Annotated in this window: 15 protein-coding genes; 9 read left to right on the top strand and 6 right to left on the bottom strand. The window is 41.2% G+C overall.

Annotated elements, in window-relative coordinates:
• Positions 1-29 precede the first annotated feature (29 nt).
• The gene (locus tag H6G86_RS40180) at positions 30-239 is read left to right on the top strand and encodes a hypothetical protein (RefSeq protein ID WP_524538510.1); all 210 of its coding nucleotides are present in this window, start codon (positions 30-32) and stop codon (positions 237-239) included.
• A 105-nt stretch (positions 240-344) separates the two neighbouring features.
• On the opposite strand, the gene H6G86_RS18215 is transcribed toward H6G86_RS40180, so the two are convergent.
• Positions 345-1,460, bottom strand: coding sequence for a CobW family GTP-binding protein (locus H6G86_RS18215; protein WP_190935496.1), 1,116 nt, complete (start codon positions 1,458-1,460; stop codon positions 345-347).
• A 137-nt stretch (positions 1,461-1,597) separates the two neighbouring features.
• Here H6G86_RS18215 and cysS point away from each other — a divergent pair, with 137 nt between their 5' ends.
• From cysS to H6G86_RS18200, 3 genes are all read left to right on the top strand, one after another.
• On the top strand, positions 1,598-3,103 hold the full coding sequence (gene cysS, locus H6G86_RS18210) for a cysteine--tRNA ligase (protein ID WP_190935495.1): 1,506 nt from the start codon (positions 1,598-1,600) through the stop codon (positions 3,101-3,103).
• Positions 3,104-3,206: 103 nt separating this feature from the next.
• Positions 3,207-4,646: a TldD/PmbA family protein gene (locus tag H6G86_RS18205; protein ID WP_190935494.1), complete on the top strand. Its 1,440-nt coding sequence runs from the start codon at positions 3,207-3,209 to the stop codon at positions 4,644-4,646.
• Between the two features lie 242 nt (positions 4,647-4,888).
• Positions 4,889-6,235, top strand: coding sequence for a TldD/PmbA family protein (locus H6G86_RS18200; protein ID WP_190935493.1), 1,347 nt, complete (start codon positions 4,889-4,891; stop codon positions 6,233-6,235).
• Positions 6,236-6,367: 132 nt separating this feature from the next.
• On the opposite strand, the gene H6G86_RS18195 is transcribed toward H6G86_RS18200, so the two are convergent.
• The 3 genes from H6G86_RS18195 to coaD all read right to left on the bottom strand — a co-directional run bounded on the left by H6G86_RS18195 (position 6,368) and on the right by coaD (position 7,971).
• Positions 6,368-6,694: a Ycf66 family protein gene (locus tag H6G86_RS18195; RefSeq protein ID WP_190935492.1), complete on the bottom strand. Its 327-nt coding sequence runs from the start codon at positions 6,692-6,694 to the stop codon at positions 6,368-6,370.
• A gap of 147 nt (positions 6,695-6,841) precedes the next feature.
• Positions 6,842-7,510 carry a F0F1 ATP synthase subunit B family protein gene (locus H6G86_RS18190; protein ID WP_190935491.1) on the bottom strand — a complete coding sequence of 223 codons (669 nt, stop codon included), beginning with the start codon at positions 7,508-7,510 and terminating at the stop codon, positions 6,842-6,844.
• Positions 7,420-7,971 carry a pantetheine-phosphate adenylyltransferase gene (gene coaD, locus H6G86_RS18185; RefSeq protein WP_114081944.1) on the bottom strand — a complete coding sequence of 184 codons (552 nt, stop codon included), beginning with the start codon at positions 7,969-7,971 and terminating at the stop codon, positions 7,420-7,422. The genes H6G86_RS18190 and coaD overlap by 91 nt, the downstream gene beginning before the upstream one ends.
• 263 nt (positions 7,972-8,234) lie before the next feature.
• Between coaD and lgt the strand changes: the two genes are divergently transcribed.
• From lgt to H6G86_RS18160, 5 genes are all read left to right on the top strand, one after another.
• A complete protein-coding gene (gene lgt, locus H6G86_RS18180) occupies positions 8,235-9,110 on the top strand; it encodes a prolipoprotein diacylglyceryl transferase (RefSeq protein ID WP_012410300.1) in 876 nt (291 codons plus the stop codon).
• A gap of 250 nt (positions 9,111-9,360) precedes the next feature.
• A complete protein-coding gene (gene cobM, locus H6G86_RS18175; RefSeq protein ID WP_190935560.1) occupies positions 9,361-10,152 on the top strand; it encodes a precorrin-4 C(11)-methyltransferase in 792 nt (263 codons plus the stop codon).
• 143 nt (positions 10,153-10,295) lie between these two features.
• Positions 10,296-10,649 carry a phenylpyruvate tautomerase MIF-related protein gene (locus tag H6G86_RS18170; protein WP_190935490.1) on the top strand — a complete coding sequence of 118 codons (354 nt, stop codon included), beginning with the start codon at positions 10,296-10,298 and terminating at the stop codon, positions 10,647-10,649.
• Positions 10,650-10,728: 79 nt separating this feature from the next.
• Positions 10,729-11,823, top strand: a complete 1,095-nt coding sequence (gene rlmN / locus H6G86_RS18165) for a dual-specificity RNA methyltransferase RlmN (RefSeq protein WP_190935489.1) — start codon at positions 10,729-10,731, stop codon at positions 11,821-11,823.
• A gap of 570 nt (positions 11,824-12,393) precedes the next feature.
• Positions 12,394-12,867 (top strand): hypothetical protein, encoded by a 474-nt coding sequence (locus H6G86_RS18160; protein ID WP_190935488.1) that lies wholly within the window; start codon positions 12,394-12,396, stop codon positions 12,865-12,867.
• Positions 12,868-12,944: 77 nt separating this feature from the next.
• Here the strand turns inward: H6G86_RS18160 and H6G86_RS18155 are convergent, their stop codons facing one another.
• Positions 12,945-13,124, bottom strand: a complete 180-nt coding sequence (locus H6G86_RS18155) for a hypothetical protein (protein ID WP_012410305.1) — start codon at positions 13,122-13,124, stop codon at positions 12,945-12,947.
• Positions 13,125-13,827: 703 nt separating this feature from the next.
• On the bottom strand, positions 13,828-15,705 hold the full coding sequence (uvrC, locus tag H6G86_RS18150) for an excinuclease ABC subunit UvrC (RefSeq protein WP_190935487.1): 1,878 nt from the start codon (positions 15,703-15,705) through the stop codon (positions 13,828-13,830).
• Positions 15,706-15,836 lie beyond the last annotated feature (131 nt).

The raw sequence follows: 15,836 nt of genomic DNA, 5'->3' as shown, positions 1-15,836 counted from the left end.
AATCCTAAATCATTCGTGAGAATTTGAAATTGTTGCTACCCTTCTTAGTCCCCCCAAGACATCGGGGGGACGGCATTAGCTGGGGGGAAAATTTTTTACAACTTTGGCAAGCAATCGCAAAATCTGCTTTAGAACCAGCACATGAAGCAACATTTCATGCTAGAAACTACGGTTTTAGACCAGGATGTTCGGCAAATGATGCCCAGAAAATTCTGTTTAATATTACGACAGAGATTTAACTTACTGGAGCGAACGCAATAGTAAGTTAATAGATGGCAAAGTAATTGGGAATTCATTCCCAGGTGTAACCTGGGAATGAGTAGTAAACTTTTAACTCCTAACTTTTATTTCCCAAACCCTTTACCGCGAGAGGTTGAAGGTAGACAAATACAGTTTTCGAGTTGACTAATTAAAGCCTCACGATCCAAATTTTGACCAATCAGCACTAGTTGGTTTTTCAATTGACCTTGCCATTCATCATCATCCAAGGTGAAGCGTTTACCGCAAAGGTGGAAAATATGACGCTTCGGACTTTCATCAAACCACATAATCCCCTTGGCTCGGAAGATATTTGAGGGGAGCTGGTTATCTAAGAAATACTGAAACTTCCTAATAGAAAAAGGCTTGTCACTTTGGAAAGAGATGGAAGTAAAACCATCATTTTCTAAATGGTCAGAATGATGATCGTGGTGATCGTGGTCATGGTCGTGATGATCGTGACCGCATGTTGAGTGTTCATGATCGTCATGATGATCGTGATGTTCATGATGATCGTGATGATCGTGTTCACCCACCACTGTGTCAAAATATTTATCCGACTCAAACAGACCAACACTCAAAATTAAAGGAAGTGGCACTTGCGATCGCGTAGCGCGAATAATTCTTGCTCCTTCCTTAACTTCGTTAATTTTTTTTTCTAACTCATTCAAAGTGGCTTCATCAACCAAATCAGCCTTGTTCAGCACAATGACATCGCCGTATGCAATCTGACTGTATGCGGCTTCAGAGTTAAATAAATCTAGGCTGTAATTCGCCGCGTCTACCACGGTAATAATCGAATCTAAGCGGGTTAAATCTCGTAATTCTGTGCCCAGAAATGTTAAAGCTACTGGTAGCGGATCTGCCAATCCAGTTGTTTCCACTACTAGATAATCTAGATTTTCTTGGCGTTCTAAAACTTTGTAAACTGCATCCACTAAATCATTATTAATAGTGCAGCAAATACAACCATTATTTAGTTCCACCATGTTCTCACCAGTGGAAACAATTAGCTCGTTGTCGATGCCAATTTCACCAAATTCATTCACAAGAACAGCGGTTTTTAAACCCTGTTGGTTGTTGAGGATATGATTGAGTAAAGTCGTCTTCCCACTACCGAGGAAACCCGTAATAATTGTTACTGGCATTCCTTGTTTGGGCGTATCCATTGCCGAAGATTCGGGTGTAACTGCTGATTGCATAGCGCTGTTATCAAATAGTCAAAAAATAGTAATGTAGCGCAGATAGTCCAGAAAACACTAGCATAGGGATGCTGGACTGTCATCCCAGCTGCTTTACCCTATTATTACGTATCTCCTTATTTCAGCATTACTCTGTTATGACCCTAACACTCTACAATACCCTCACCCGTCGTCAAGAACCGTTTGAAACAGTCGAACCAGGCAAGGTTAAGATGTATTACTGCGGCGTGACGGTGTACGACTACTGCCATTTGGGTCATGCTAGAGCTTGCATTGTTTGGGATGTAATCCGCCGATACCTCCAGTTTATCGGTTATGAAGTCCGATATATCCAAAATTTTACTGATATTGATGACAAGATTCTCAATCGAGCCCGTGTTGAAAATTCATCAATGGAAGCTGTGGCCGATCGCTTTATCAAAGCATATTTTGAGGATATGGCGCGGTTAGGAATCAAGGAAGCCGATGAATATCCCCGTGCTACCCACACGATGAATGGCATTCAACGGTTAATTCATGAGTTGGAAAATAAGGGTTTTGCTTACCCCTCTGACGGCGATGTGTATTATGCAGTCCGGCAGTTTGCTGAGTATGGCAAGCTTTCTGGACGCAAGTTAGAAGATATGCAAGCGGGGAAAAGCGATCGCGTCAACATAGAAGATCCAGAATATCAGAAAAAGAAAGACCCCTTCGATTTTGCCTTGTGGAAAGCAGCAAAACCCGGAGAACCCGCTTGGGAATCGCCTTGGGGCGCAGGCCGTCCGGGATGGCATATAGAATGCTCGGCAATGGTGCGCGATCGCCTGGGTGATACGATAGATATTCATACTGGTGGTGCTGACTTAATTTTTCCCCACCATGAAAATGAAATTGCCCAATCTGAGGCTGTGACAGGAAAACCCTTAGCGCGTTACTGGTTACATAACGGCATGGTGAAGGTAGATGGTGAAAAAATGTCCAAATCTTTGGGCAACTTTATCACTATAAGAGAATTGCTAGCTCGAGGAGTTGACCCGATGGCAGTGCGCTTATTCGTACTGACCGCTCAATATCGCACACCCATAGATTTTACCGACGAAGCGATCGCCGCAGCAACCAACGGTTGGCACACCATTAAAGAAGGTTTACTCTTTGGCTACCAATACGGCAAAAAACTAGGCTGGGATTTAGGGACTGGGGACTGGGGACTAGGGACTGAGGAAGAGTTTTCCCAATCCCCAATCCCCAATCCCCAATACCCAGTACCCAATCCCTATATTGAACGCTTCCAAGAAATTGTGAATAACGACTTTAATTTTCCTGGAGGATTAACAGTACTCTTTGAATTAGCTAAAGAACTGCGCCGTGAGGGGCATATTCTTGTGCATGAAGGGAAAACCGAAACATCTCCAGATAAGTTAAAGCATCAATGGCAAACTCTTGTCACATTGGCTAGAGTTTTGGGTTTAGAAGCCGAGATAGAAGCAGAACCTGACAAAAATAATGGTTTAAGCGATGCGGAAATTGAAGCGAAAATTCAGCAAAGGCAAGAAGCGCGTAAAGCCAAAAATTTTGCCGAAAGCGATCGCATTCGTGACGAACTCCAAGCAGAAGGTATTACGCTAATTGATAGCCGTGATGGCACGCGCTGGCACCGGAATTAAGGAGTAGAGAGTAGGGAGTAGGGGGGAAGTTCCCCATTCCCCATTCCCAATTCCCAATTCCCAATTCCCAATTCCCCATTCCCAATTCCCAATTCCTTAAATTATGTGGTCTGAACTTAAAAAAGCGATCGCTAGTTTCGACATTCCTGCTGATTGGATCGGTATAAGAGCTGTAAAGGAGACTTCTACAAGCCGTTCAGTCCGTGACGGCTTACCCCAGGCAAATGGCAAATCCTTCACGATTGGAGCCATGCTGGAAGTTTTGGTCAATGGCTGTCTGGGTTATGCAGCAACTAACTCTCTGGGACTGTCTTCACTACAAGCTGCTGCCCAAACAGCCTATAAACAGGCAGTAGCAGCCAGTGAATGGTGGATACATCCCTTTCGTGAAAGTGAGCGCCCTAAAGTCGTTGGTGAATATAAATCTCCATTCCTTGAACCTTTTGATGCTTTGAGTCCGGGAGAAATCAACGATTTACTGGTTCGTATTTGCCAAACGCTGAAAGTTGACGACAAGATTGTGCAAACCATAGCCGGTGCTAGCACCATTGAGAGAGAGTCTTGGTTTGTTAGCAGCAATGGCTCAGAAGTTTATCAAAAAATTCTATCTATAGCGACTCATTACGGAGCCACCGCCCAAGATGGCTCAATTGTACAACAGCGCAGCAACAACGGCTCCCAAGCAAACTGTTACCAAGGCGGACTCGAACTATTAAAACAAGAAAACTTATGGCATCGGGTACGGCAAATTGGCGAACAAGCAGTAGAACTCTTGACAGCAGAAGAATGCCCAACCACCCGTACCAATTTAGTTTTAGCTCCAGATCAAATGATGCTGCAAATCCATGAAAGTGTCGGGCATCCCCTAGAAATTGACCGAATTTTGGGAGATGAGCGTAACTATGCTGGGGGCAGCTTCGTTAATAAAAGTGATTTTGGCAACCTAGTATATGGTTCGCCACTGATGAATATTACCTTTGATCCCACCGTGGCTGGTGAATTTGCTAGCTATGGCTTTGATGATACTGGTGCTGTAGCAACGCGGGAATATTTGGTCAAAGAAGGAGTACTTCAACGGGGTTTGGGCAGTCTAGAGAGTCAAGCCAGAGCAGGTGTATCAGGAGTAGCCTGTGCGCGTGCTTCTTCATGGAATCGACCAGCGATTGATCGCATGGGTAACTTGAATTTAGAGCCTCTAAACGCTAGCTTTGAAGACATTATTAGCGGCATAGAACACGGCGTTTACATGGAATCTAACCGATCTTGGTCAATTGACGATCGCCGTTACAAATTCCAATTTGGTTGTGAGTACGCTAAATTAATTGAAAATGGTAAACTCACTAAAACCCTCCGCAATCCCAACTATCGCGCCACAACACCAGAATTTTGGCATAGCTTAATCCAAGTAGGAAATGCTGAAAACTGGCAAATGTATGGTACTCCTTATTGTGGTAAAGGAGAACCAAATCAGGCCATTTGGGTAGGACATGGTTCCCCTGTTTGTGTATTTGCTAATGTCGAAGTTTTTGGTGGAGGAAGTTGAAAAGTTAAGAGTTAGGAGTGAATAGTTGGTACTTAAGTAGTTAGGCATAATTAAATATAAAATAAAATTCTAGTTCGTAGTGAGCGATTTATCGCTCAGAACAATTATGATAAGGACTAAAGTCCTTACTACAATCTTTAATTTATTTACGCCTAGCTATTTAGGAGTTTTGAGTTCAAAAACTATTCAAATCTTAACTCCTAACTTTCCCCTTGCTTATTCCCTACTAATATTTAATATCCATGAAAATTGAGGAATTATCTGCGTTAGAAGTCAGCTTTAATCAACTGATTGAAACTCTGCTTATAAAAAAAGCAGAAAATGAACAATTCACTGTCAAACTCAGTAGTGAAAGGAGTCAATTCACTCGTTTTAATCATGCGAAAGTGCGACAAACTGGTTGTGTCGCTGATGGGTGGATTGAACTGACTCTGATGGCAGATCAACGCAGTAGTGTTAGGCAGTTTCCCTTTACTGGAAATTGGGAGCTAGACTGGCAATTAGCATATTCTGCTTTGCAGGAACTACGCGACGAACTGATTCTATTACCCATAGATCCATATCTAGTTTTACCATCAGGAACTAATACCAGTCGTGAAATACATTCTGGAAATTTATTGGTAGAAGAAGCAGTAGTATCAAGTGTATTAGAACAAGTTAACGAATTAGATTTTACTGGTATATATGCTGGAGGAATAGTAATTAAAGGTTATGGTGATTCTAGTGGTCAAAAACACTGGTTTGCTACTGATTCTTTTACCTTAGATTATTCTCTATTTTCCGCTTCTGGGCAAGCAGTTAAGGGCACATTTGCAGGAAGTGATTGGAATAAATCTGCTTATATAGCCAAAATTAGCGAAGCTAAAAAACAACTCGAATTGCTTGCTCGTCCATGTAAAGAACTGCCACGAGGACAATACAAAACTTATTTTGCACCTGCTGCTGTTGCAGATTTATTAGTAATGCTTTCTTGGGGAGCTATCAGCGAGGCTGATATTCAACAAGGAAATAGTGCTTTAGCCGCTTTATCGCGTCAAGAAAAACAACTTTCGCCAGCATTTAGTTTGAAAGAAAACTTTCAGCGCGGATTAGTACCCCGATTTAATGAATTGGGAGAAATGGCAGCACCGGAGTTACCTGTAATAGAAAAAGGACTTTTGGTAAACACTCTGGTTAATTCTCGCACTGCTAAGGAATATCAAAAAACTGCCAATGGTGCTAATGGTTCCGAAACTCTCCGTGCGCCAGAAATCAGTTCAGGAAATTTAGTATTTGAGCAGATTCTTCCGATATTGGATACAGGATTGTATCTATCAAATTTGCATTACTTAAATTGGAGTGATCGCCAAACTGGTAGAATCACAGGTATGACCCGTTATGCTTGTTTTTGGGTGGAAAACGGAGAAATTATTGCTCCCATTGAAAACCTACGTTTTGATGAAAGTCTCTATCGCTTCTGGGGAGAAAACCTAGTAGATTTGACCGATTTTCAAGAATTTATTCCCGAAGTAGGCACTTATGATAGTCGCCAACTAGGAGGTAGTTTAGTTCCCGGTATGCTGGTAGAAGATTTTACTTACACCCTGTAATCAGGTATTAATTGCATTTTTGATCAATTTGCAACACCCAGATCCCCAATTTATCAAAGAAGTAGGGGATCTGGTTGAACAAGAATATTTTAGGATTATTATATTAGTAATAAAATTCTACCAATGCTAGAATCATCTATTTCTGTAAACTGCATTAATTAGAATATCTTTAATAGCAAAATAAATAATTAATAGCAAAGATAAAAATTGCTCAATCTGAAGAATTGGATCTAAGCGCCAACCTTGAAAAAACAAAATCATCCCGCACATTAACATTATAATTGGTGTAAATATCACTTGAATAACGTAAAGGGCTAAAGCCCAACTTGTAAGCCTAGTGCCACGTTGGGCTAGCCAAGCTACTGTTAAAATAAAGTAAACAATTGCCAAAAGAAAATAAATAATTCCAATTAAGCCAGCTAGATTTAATCCAAAATTAACTTGAGCGAGAGTAAGCATTTATTAAAAATCCTGCTTAATTACAAACCGAAATTTTAAATCTATTACTCGGTAGGTTATCCAAACAAATATCTCTTAGTAAAAATAGTTGGGTTAAGCAATAGCGAAACCCAACTTAGAATTTTTCATCATCTCTTATTAGAGCCTTTATCTTTTTTTGCTAGGAGGTGAATTACGCTGCGTGAGGTTATCAATTTGCAATTGTTGTCGTCCATTGGTGACAATTCGCAACATATCTTTGAGATCCTGTTCGATATTGCCCAAAATGCCATCAGCATATTGATCGGCACCATCTTCAATATCTTGAGCCTGAGCGATCGCAGTTTGTCTCATAAGCTCTAACTCTTGCTGACAAGCATACCGCTTGCGCTCAATCTCGGTGAGGGTTTCTTGCATTATTCCCTCACACTCTTGTTGCACTTGTCGCCGCAGTTGTTCAGCTTCTTGTTCAGCCTGGTGAATAATATCGCTTTCAGCTAAAATTTGCGCTCTTTTTGCTTGTGCGGCCTCAACAACCTGCTGTCCATACTCTTCCGCTTCTAGCAGAATTTCATCCTTTTGCTCAAGGATGGCTGCTGCTTCTTGAAAAAGCGATGGTAAAGAAAGCCGGATGTAATCAAGCTGTTCCAGCAGCTTTTCTTCATCAATGAGAGTGCGTCCCGTCAGAGGAATCCTGAGACTAGAGAGAACTATTTCCTCTAGGCGGTTGAGTTCCTGCTGAATATCTATGCTTCCCTCTCCACCGACATATTCTTCAGGGGGGGGATTGCTTCCGTTGAGATTGGGTTCAACATTGGAGAGTTGTGATTGTAGCATTGGTATATATCTAGGGCAATGTGTGGGGGAACGAGATGATCGATAGAGCCGCCAAACCTTGCAATCTCTCTTACCACACTACTACTTAAAAAACTATACTCATTTGAGGTTGCTAGAAAAACTGTTTCTATTTGGGTAGAAAGAGTTTTATTGGTGTGAGCCATTTGCAGTTCCACTTCAAAATCTGACACAGCCCGTAAACCCCGAAGCAAAACTTGTGCGTGTCGCATTTGGGCATAGTTTACGGTAAGACCATCAAAACTGTCTACTTCTACATTAGGTAGATGTTGTGTAGAAAGACGGATCTGCTCTAACCGTTGCTGCACGCTAAAAAGTGGCGTTTTGTTTGGGTTCCGCAGTACAGCGACAATTACCCGCTCAAACAGGCGACTACCGCGCTGAATGAGGTCAAGGTGTCCCAGGGTGATGGGGTCGAAGCTACCAGGATAAATAGCAATCACAATTTTAGATATATCAAAGTTGTTTAGGTGATTATATCGAAACTCTTTTGTGTAACTTATTCAAATCTACCATCTTGCGCTCTGAGCAAGAATGGTAAACTCAATTGTTTTTGTGACACAAGTTATGCTCAACTAGGCGTTAGGAATTAGACTCCTAAATATGGATGCTGGATTTTAAGTGTAGTTTCAGTATTCGAGATGTAAAAAACTCCGTACTTAACAAAGTGCGCGGGTAGTTAACAAACTTTTCTAGGTAATTTCTCATGGCACTGGATTTTTCCACCTTGCCCTTGGCGTTTCAATTTACTTCTCCAGGACCTATTCTGGTGAAATTAGGGCCACTAAGTATCCGATGGTATGGCTTATTGATTGCCACAGCAGTTTTAATTGGCGTAATCCTTTCTCAAGAATTGGCAAAGCGCCGTAATGTTAATCCTGAGTTGCTAGGCGATTTGTTTTTTTGGTTGTTGATTGGGGCAATTCCCGGCGCACGGCTATATTATGTTTTCTTTGAATGGTCAAAATATGCCCCAACTCCAGGAAAAATATTTGCTATCTGGGAAGGAGGTATTGCCATTCATGGAGCAATTATTGGTGGCGTTTTGGCTGCGTTAATCTTTGCCAAAATCAAGCAGGTTTCTTTCTGGCAGCTGGCAGATTTAGTAGCACCTTCGCTGATTTTAGGACAGGCGATCGGACGTTGGGGCAATTTCTTTAATTCTGAAGCTTTTGGCGATCCTACTGATTTACCCTGGAAGCTGTATATTCCACCAGACCATCGTCCTTTAGAATATGCTAGTTTCGATTACTTCCATCCCACCTTTTTGTATGAATCTCTGTGGGATTTAATGGTGTTTACGCTACTCATAACGTTGTTTTTCCGGTCTTTATCCGGTAAGCCACGTTTAAAGGTAGGCACTCTGTTTTTAGTTTACTGGCCAGCCTACAGCTTAGGACGCTTGTGGATTGAAGGTTTCCGTACTGATAGCTTGATGCTGGGGCCATTACGAATGGCACAAGTAGTCAGCAGTCTAGGAATTTTATTTGGATTAGTTGGATTAGCTTGGCTTTACTTACTCAAACGCCCTTTACCCGATGTAGTGCCTACTCCCAAGGGGAATGGAGAGATGAGGGGATGAGGGAGCAGGGGAGGCAGAGGGGGCAGGGGAAGCAGAGGAAGAAAGAATAATAACTAATGCCCAATGCCCAATTCCCGATATCCAAAAATAAAAAATGCCCCAGAATATTTTCTAGGGCTTAACCAGGGTGCATCTACCATTACTCTCTACTAAGGAAAGAGGGTGAATCCGGAAAGATACTGAGATAAATATCAAAAAAGTTTTTTGAGGGATTGCCGTGGGTTCTTTTAAAAGTGAATATACAGAAAACCTGAGTTATAAAAAAACACTATATGCTATAGAACCATCTGTTTATATTGTCGGAGCAGGCCCTGGAGATCCTGATTTATTGACGGTGAAGGCGCAGAAACTACTGGCTGTTGCTGATGTGATTTTATTTGCTGATTCTCTAATACCCGAACAGATTTTAGAACTTTGCCGAAAAGATGCGGAGATAATTAGAACTGCGAATCAGACTTTAGAAGAGATTTTGCCGATTATGATCGATAGGGTGCGATCGCAGCAAAAATCTTTAGTCCGTCTCCATTCTGGTGATCCTAGTCTCTACAGCGCCATCCACGAGCAAATGCACCTCCTCGCAGAGGCAAATATTCCTTTTGAAGTCATACCTGGTATTAGCGCTTTTCAAGCCGCTGCTGCCAAACTCAAAGTAGAACTAACTGTGCCCGGTTTAGTCCAGACCATCATTTTGACCCGTATTAGTGGACGTACACAAGTCCCAGCCAATGAGGAATTAGCTACTCTCGCAGCACATCAGGCTAGCCTCTGCCTATATCTGAGTGCGCGTCACGTCGAAAATGCCCAAGCCAAACTACTCGAACATTATCCAGCCGAAACCCCCATTGCAATCTGCTTTCGTATCGGATGGCCGGACGAAAAAATTAAGGTTGTCCCCCTGAATGAAATGGCGGAATGTACTCATAAAGAAGAATTAATTCGTACTACGCTTTATATAATCAGTCCAGCCCTCTCAACAGCAAAAGGGCGATCGCGTTTATATCATCCCGAACATAATCACCTGTTTCGCTCATCTCATAACTAAATGTTGGGAATTGGGAATTGGGAATTGGGCATTGGGCATTGGGAATTGGAAAAACTGCCCCTTGTTTCTCTTGTTCCCCTTATCTGGTCACGGTTCGGTAAACTTAACAGTGTGAATAAAATCCAAAATCCCAATTCAGTACTATGCCATTAATTAAAGTGCAAACTTCTGCATCTGCTCCTCAAAAAGCTGAAATTGAGTCAATGCTTTTAAATCTATCTGCCAAGTTAGCGAAACATTTGGGAAAACCAGAATCTTATGTAATGACTGCTTTTGAGCCAGAAATCCCTATGACTTTTGCAGGAAATACAGAACCGGTTTGCTACATTGAAATTAAGAGCATTGGCGCGATGAAGCCAGATCAAACCGCAGCGATGAGTCAAGACTTTTGCCAGCAGATTAACCAAACTCTAGGTGTGCCGAAAAATCGGATTTACATCGAGTTTGCAGACGCTAAAGGTGCAATGTGGGGCTGGAACGGCACAACCTTTGGTTAATTCCCTGTTTTCTTTGGTCAAGACTAACTCGATCTAGCAGGTGTAGGATAGAGATCCTACATCAACTCTTGATTTTTTTATGTCTGCTACGCCTCTTGTATCTCAGGTTGACTCACACAACCCAGAAAAATCAGAATTAATCCCTCCCCTTCTCGGTGCTTCTCTGGCGGAGTTAAGCACTTGGGTGCAGCAACAAGGACAACCTGCTTACAGAGGAAAGCAACTGCATGAATGGATCTACGATAAGGGAGTGCGATCGCTAGCTGATATTTCTGTCTTCTCTAAGCAATGGCGTGCCGAAGTAGCCGAAGTCCCCATTGGGCGCTCAACTTTACACTACCGCTCTGTGGCTCCTGATGGCACAGTCAAATATCTTTTACGATTAACAGACGGCCAAATTATTGAAACTGTTGGTATCCCCACCTTTGCAGAAAGGGGAGAAGGCCCAAAAGCCCGTCTGACTGTTTGCGTCTCTACTCAGGTGGGTTGCCCAATGGCGTGTGATTTCTGCGCTACTGGTAAGGGAGGCTACAAGCGCAATCTAGCACGGCATGAAATTATCGATCAGGTGTTAACTGTGCAAGAAGATTTTCAGCAACGGGTTAGCAATGTCGTGTTCATGGGATTGGGTGAACCCTTGTTGAATACTGAGAATGTGCTAGCTGCTTTGAAATCTCTAAATCAAGATATTGGTATCGGACAGCGATCGCTTACAGTATCGACAGTTGGGATTCGCGGTCGCATCCGTGAGTTCGCGCAAAATAATTTGCAAATCACTCTCGCGGTTAGTCTACACGCACCCAACCAATCCCTGCGAGAAAAACTCATCCCCAGCGCCCGCGCCTATCCTCTAGAAGATTTGCTGGCTGAATGTCGAGAATATGTAGAAATCACTGGACGGCGCGTTACCTTTGAATATGTTCTTCTTGCTGGTGTCAACGATTTACCAGAACACGCATTAGAACTTTCAAAATGTATGCGAGGATTTCAATGTCATGTGAATTTGATTCCTTACAACCCTATCCAAGAAGTAGACTATAAACGCCCCAACCGCGATCGCATTGAAGCATTTGTCAACGTCCTTAAGCAACAAAATACTGCTGTTAGTGTGCGTTATTCTCGTGGTTTAGAAGCCGATGCTGCTTGCGGACAATTGAGAGCAAGTAAAAATTAAACTTGTTGCAGTCAATTCTATGGATGAATATGAAACCGCAGATAAACACAGATATATCTAAGATGTTATCTCTGTTTATCTATGGTGTAAAATCGCTTGAAATCTTTTTTTAGAGAAGTTTTCAAATATTTAGACTACGACGGGCGATAGAGAACAGGAAATTGTGTAGTTCAATTACTTGAAAAGCTTCGTAACTATAACTGTACCAGGTAGATAGATTACGGAAATCCGACAACCCATGTAAAAAATTTGAATGTATAATTTAATTAGTGATGAATATCTGAAAAGCGAGAGTTTTATGCAAAATCAACATAATGCACTAGATATAACCTTGATTTAGCAAGTTATTCTCAATGCATTGATATTTAGAAAACGTTATGGACTGAAGAATATTGAGTACGTTGGCGTAGTCAGATGTAAGTATCGCACAAACCCATAACGGTAAATAAAACATTAGCTTTAGTGAACTATTCCAAGCCCCTGTATTTATCTTGTATAGGGTAATTGTGTTGAAATTTTAAGGATTTAGCGATCGCTAAATCCAACCTATAACAATGAGGAAATAACTATATGTTAAATCACTTGTCGCTATTTAAAGCATGGCTACTATTGATTGTGCTTGCAAAAGCTTTATCGATTAGTTTTCCTGCTAATGCCCAAATAATTCAGACGAATCCCCAGATGCAAGATTCATTGCAAGAAAGAATCAGACAACAACAAGAAGAGCAAAATCAGCAAACACAAGAACGAATGAAGGAAACATGGCTATGGCTAAACCTTCAACAACCACAACTACTACAACAGCAACAGACAATACAACAGCAAGAATTTACACGACAACGGCAAGAAATGCTCCGCCAGCAACAGTTTAGACTACAACAAGACCAACTGAGAATACAACAGCAAGAATTTTCTCGACAGCAACAACTGAGAATACAAGATCAACAACTCAGACAAGATCAACAAATTAGACAACAGCAAGAATTTAGATTACAAGAACAGATCCGACAGCAACAACTTAGACAACAGAATAAGAACTTGTAAAGTCTTCAGAATTTATCATAAGTGACTTTATTATTAAAAATTAGAGAAAACATTCTCCAATTTTTAATTTTTATTATCTAGCGTTGTGCATAAATTCCTGGTGCATAAGCCTCAATGACTTTGCCAGTACGAGTACAACTAATCATCAAGTAGTCACAACTAGAGCATTGTGTTCGAGTTAATTGACTATCAGAAATATAATAACGTTCTGCTTGGCAGCCACAATTTGGGCAGTAAATCTTTTGTACTGTCTGCATTTTAAAACCCCTGGTTGTAATTTATTTTTTATTTGAGAAGACTGCCAGTTAAAGTAGCAATAATTTTGGTTTGACCCAAGTTAACAAACGACCTTAATATTGGCTGATTATTTTAAACAAAATTTCAGGTTTGAAAAATTCTCGATATCTTTGTATATTATCCTAGAATTTAAGTGATCTTACCCTCCTACTTTAGATACATAAATTATTTTTTAATTAAATCCCACTTAGTGATTTACTGATCCCTATGACGAATACCTTGAGAGATCCCTATTTATAGTGATTTCAGACTTATACAAAAAAAGCCGTTCTTGTATTCAAAAATTAAAACCAATAATTTACTGTATCTTTAGTCACAAAAATTCTATCTTAAGATTTAGTTAATATTTGATAGCAATATTTATGAGGTTAAATTCTAGTGAAATAATTTAATCAAAATTAGCATACTTATCAGATACCGTAAATTTACGGTATTTACACATCTTGAATTATTGCAGACAACCTTAATTGAATCCTCTGTGAGAGTGGAACCAATACAGTTCGGTTAAGGGAAGAGAAGCGATAAATCGCCGTCTTTACAATAATCAGTCCTTTGTAGAGACGGCGATTTATCGCGTCTTTGCGATTTTATTGTCTAAGCACTCAATTATTTACTACAAAATTTTTTACCTATAAATTGAAATTTGACAGGCTATTAGTCTCCTCAAGCAGGATGAAAATAATCGTAAATTTCTTGAGCTAAACGCGGCCCAATTCCTGGAACCTCGGCGAGTTGTGGGGTTGTTGCTTGGCGAATATAATCAACTGAGCGAAAATGCCCTAGTAGCTGCTTTTGTCGATGATGTCCTAAGCCAGGAATTTCATCTAAACGCGATCGCTTCAATTTATCACTGCGTTGCTGACGATGGAAACTCACTGCAAACCGATGCGCTTCATCTCGTAACCGTCGCAACAATTGCACCCCCGGTTGTTCTGCATCAGTTACCAAAGGTTTAGATTCTCCCGGTAAAAAAATCTCTTCTCGCTGCTTTGCTAAACTCACAACTCGCAAGTCTTCTAATAAATTCATCTCTTGCAAAACGGCAATAACTGAAGATAACTGACCTTTACCACCATCAATCATGATTAAATCAGGCCAATCTGGATTACCCAAACGTGACAACTGTGGATCTTCCGCATACTTACGGAAGCGTCGCCCAATAACTTCAGCAAGACTAGCAAAATCATCTGAATGTCCCGCCGTCACAGTGGGATTTTTAATTTTGTAGTGGCGATAATGCTGTTTAGCGGGTAAACCGTCGATAAACACAACTTGGGAAGCTACAGCATTTGACCCTTGAATGTGGGAAATGTCATAACCTTCGATGCGATGGGGTACATCTGGTAAATCGAGAATGGTAGCTAAATCTTGCATTGCTTGGTGATTGCGATCGCCAAATTTCTGCATTCTTTGCAATTCATACTGAGCATTTCGCTCTACCATCTCAATTAATTCTGCCTTAGTTTGTCGCAAAGGAGTCAAAATCGTGACTTTTTTTCCTTTGCGTTGAGTTAAGACATCCGCCAATATGTCGCTATCTGGTAAATCATGCTGTACCAGAATTTCTAAGGGTATTTCCACCGAGTCAGCAGTTTGGTAATGTTCCTCTAAAGCTCGTTGTAAAATAGCTCCTGGTTCTGCATGAGCATCAGCCACAAAAGCCAAACGCCCTACCAATTGACCAGCGCGAATCTGGAATAGTTGAATGCAAGCGTGTTCTTCGTTAGCTGCCAGTGCGATCGCATCCCGTGAAACTGTATCATCTGGTAAGGATACCTTTTGGTCAGCAGTCAGCGACTTTAACCCAGAAATTTGATCGCGAATCCGTGCTGCTGACTCAAAGTTCAAGTCTTCAGCTGCTGTATTCATCTGTTGAGTCAAAATATCAATCAATTCCTGAGTTCGCCCTTGGAAGACCATCGCGATCTTTTGCACAATTTTGCGATATTCTTCTGGTGAAGTCAGCTTTTGGCACACACCCGGACAACGCCCTAAATCATAATTTAAGCACGGACGGTCTTTGAAAAGTGGTTGAGGTCGTTGTCGCTGTGGAAAGATGCGCTTGCAGATACGGACAATCTCTCGTAATAAACCAGCATCAGTATAAGGCCCGTAAAATTTATCTTTTTCTTTGCCGAATTGACGTTTACGGGTAATAAAAATTCGCGGATAATCTTCTGACCAAGTAATGCAGAGATAAGGATATTTTTTATCATCTTTGAGCAGCACGTTAAAGTATGGCTGGTGCTGCTTAATCAAGTTGGCTTCTAGCGCTAAAGCTTCGGCTTCAGTATCAGTGACGATGAATTCAATTTCTGTCACCAACTTAACCATCGTGGCGATGCGTTCAGTCTTGTTGTAGCCATCGCGGAAATAGGAACGAACACGCGATCGCAATTTACGTGACTTACCTATATATATAATGCGATCGCTGTTGTCCCGCATGAAATAAACCCCCGGTTCCGGTGGAATTTCGGCTAGACGATTTTCCAGTCGTTCCGGCTCTTTAACCAGTGGTAGTATTTGAGTAGATATTGTCACAACCAAAATTAGGTAATCTTTCTCTATTTTAAGAAAAATTCTTTTTTCGTGCCGATTTCATAGAGTAATTATCAATTAAATATAAAGTAAAGATATTTTTAGTCTATAGATACTTCTGCGGCTACCTACGA

The sequence above is a fragment of the Nostoc sp. FACHB-133 genome (genome assembly GCF_014698055.1).
Lineage (GTDB): Bacteria > Cyanobacteriota > Cyanobacteriia > Cyanobacteriales > Nostocaceae > Nostoc.
This window is presented reverse-complemented; position numbering and strand designations above follow the sequence as displayed.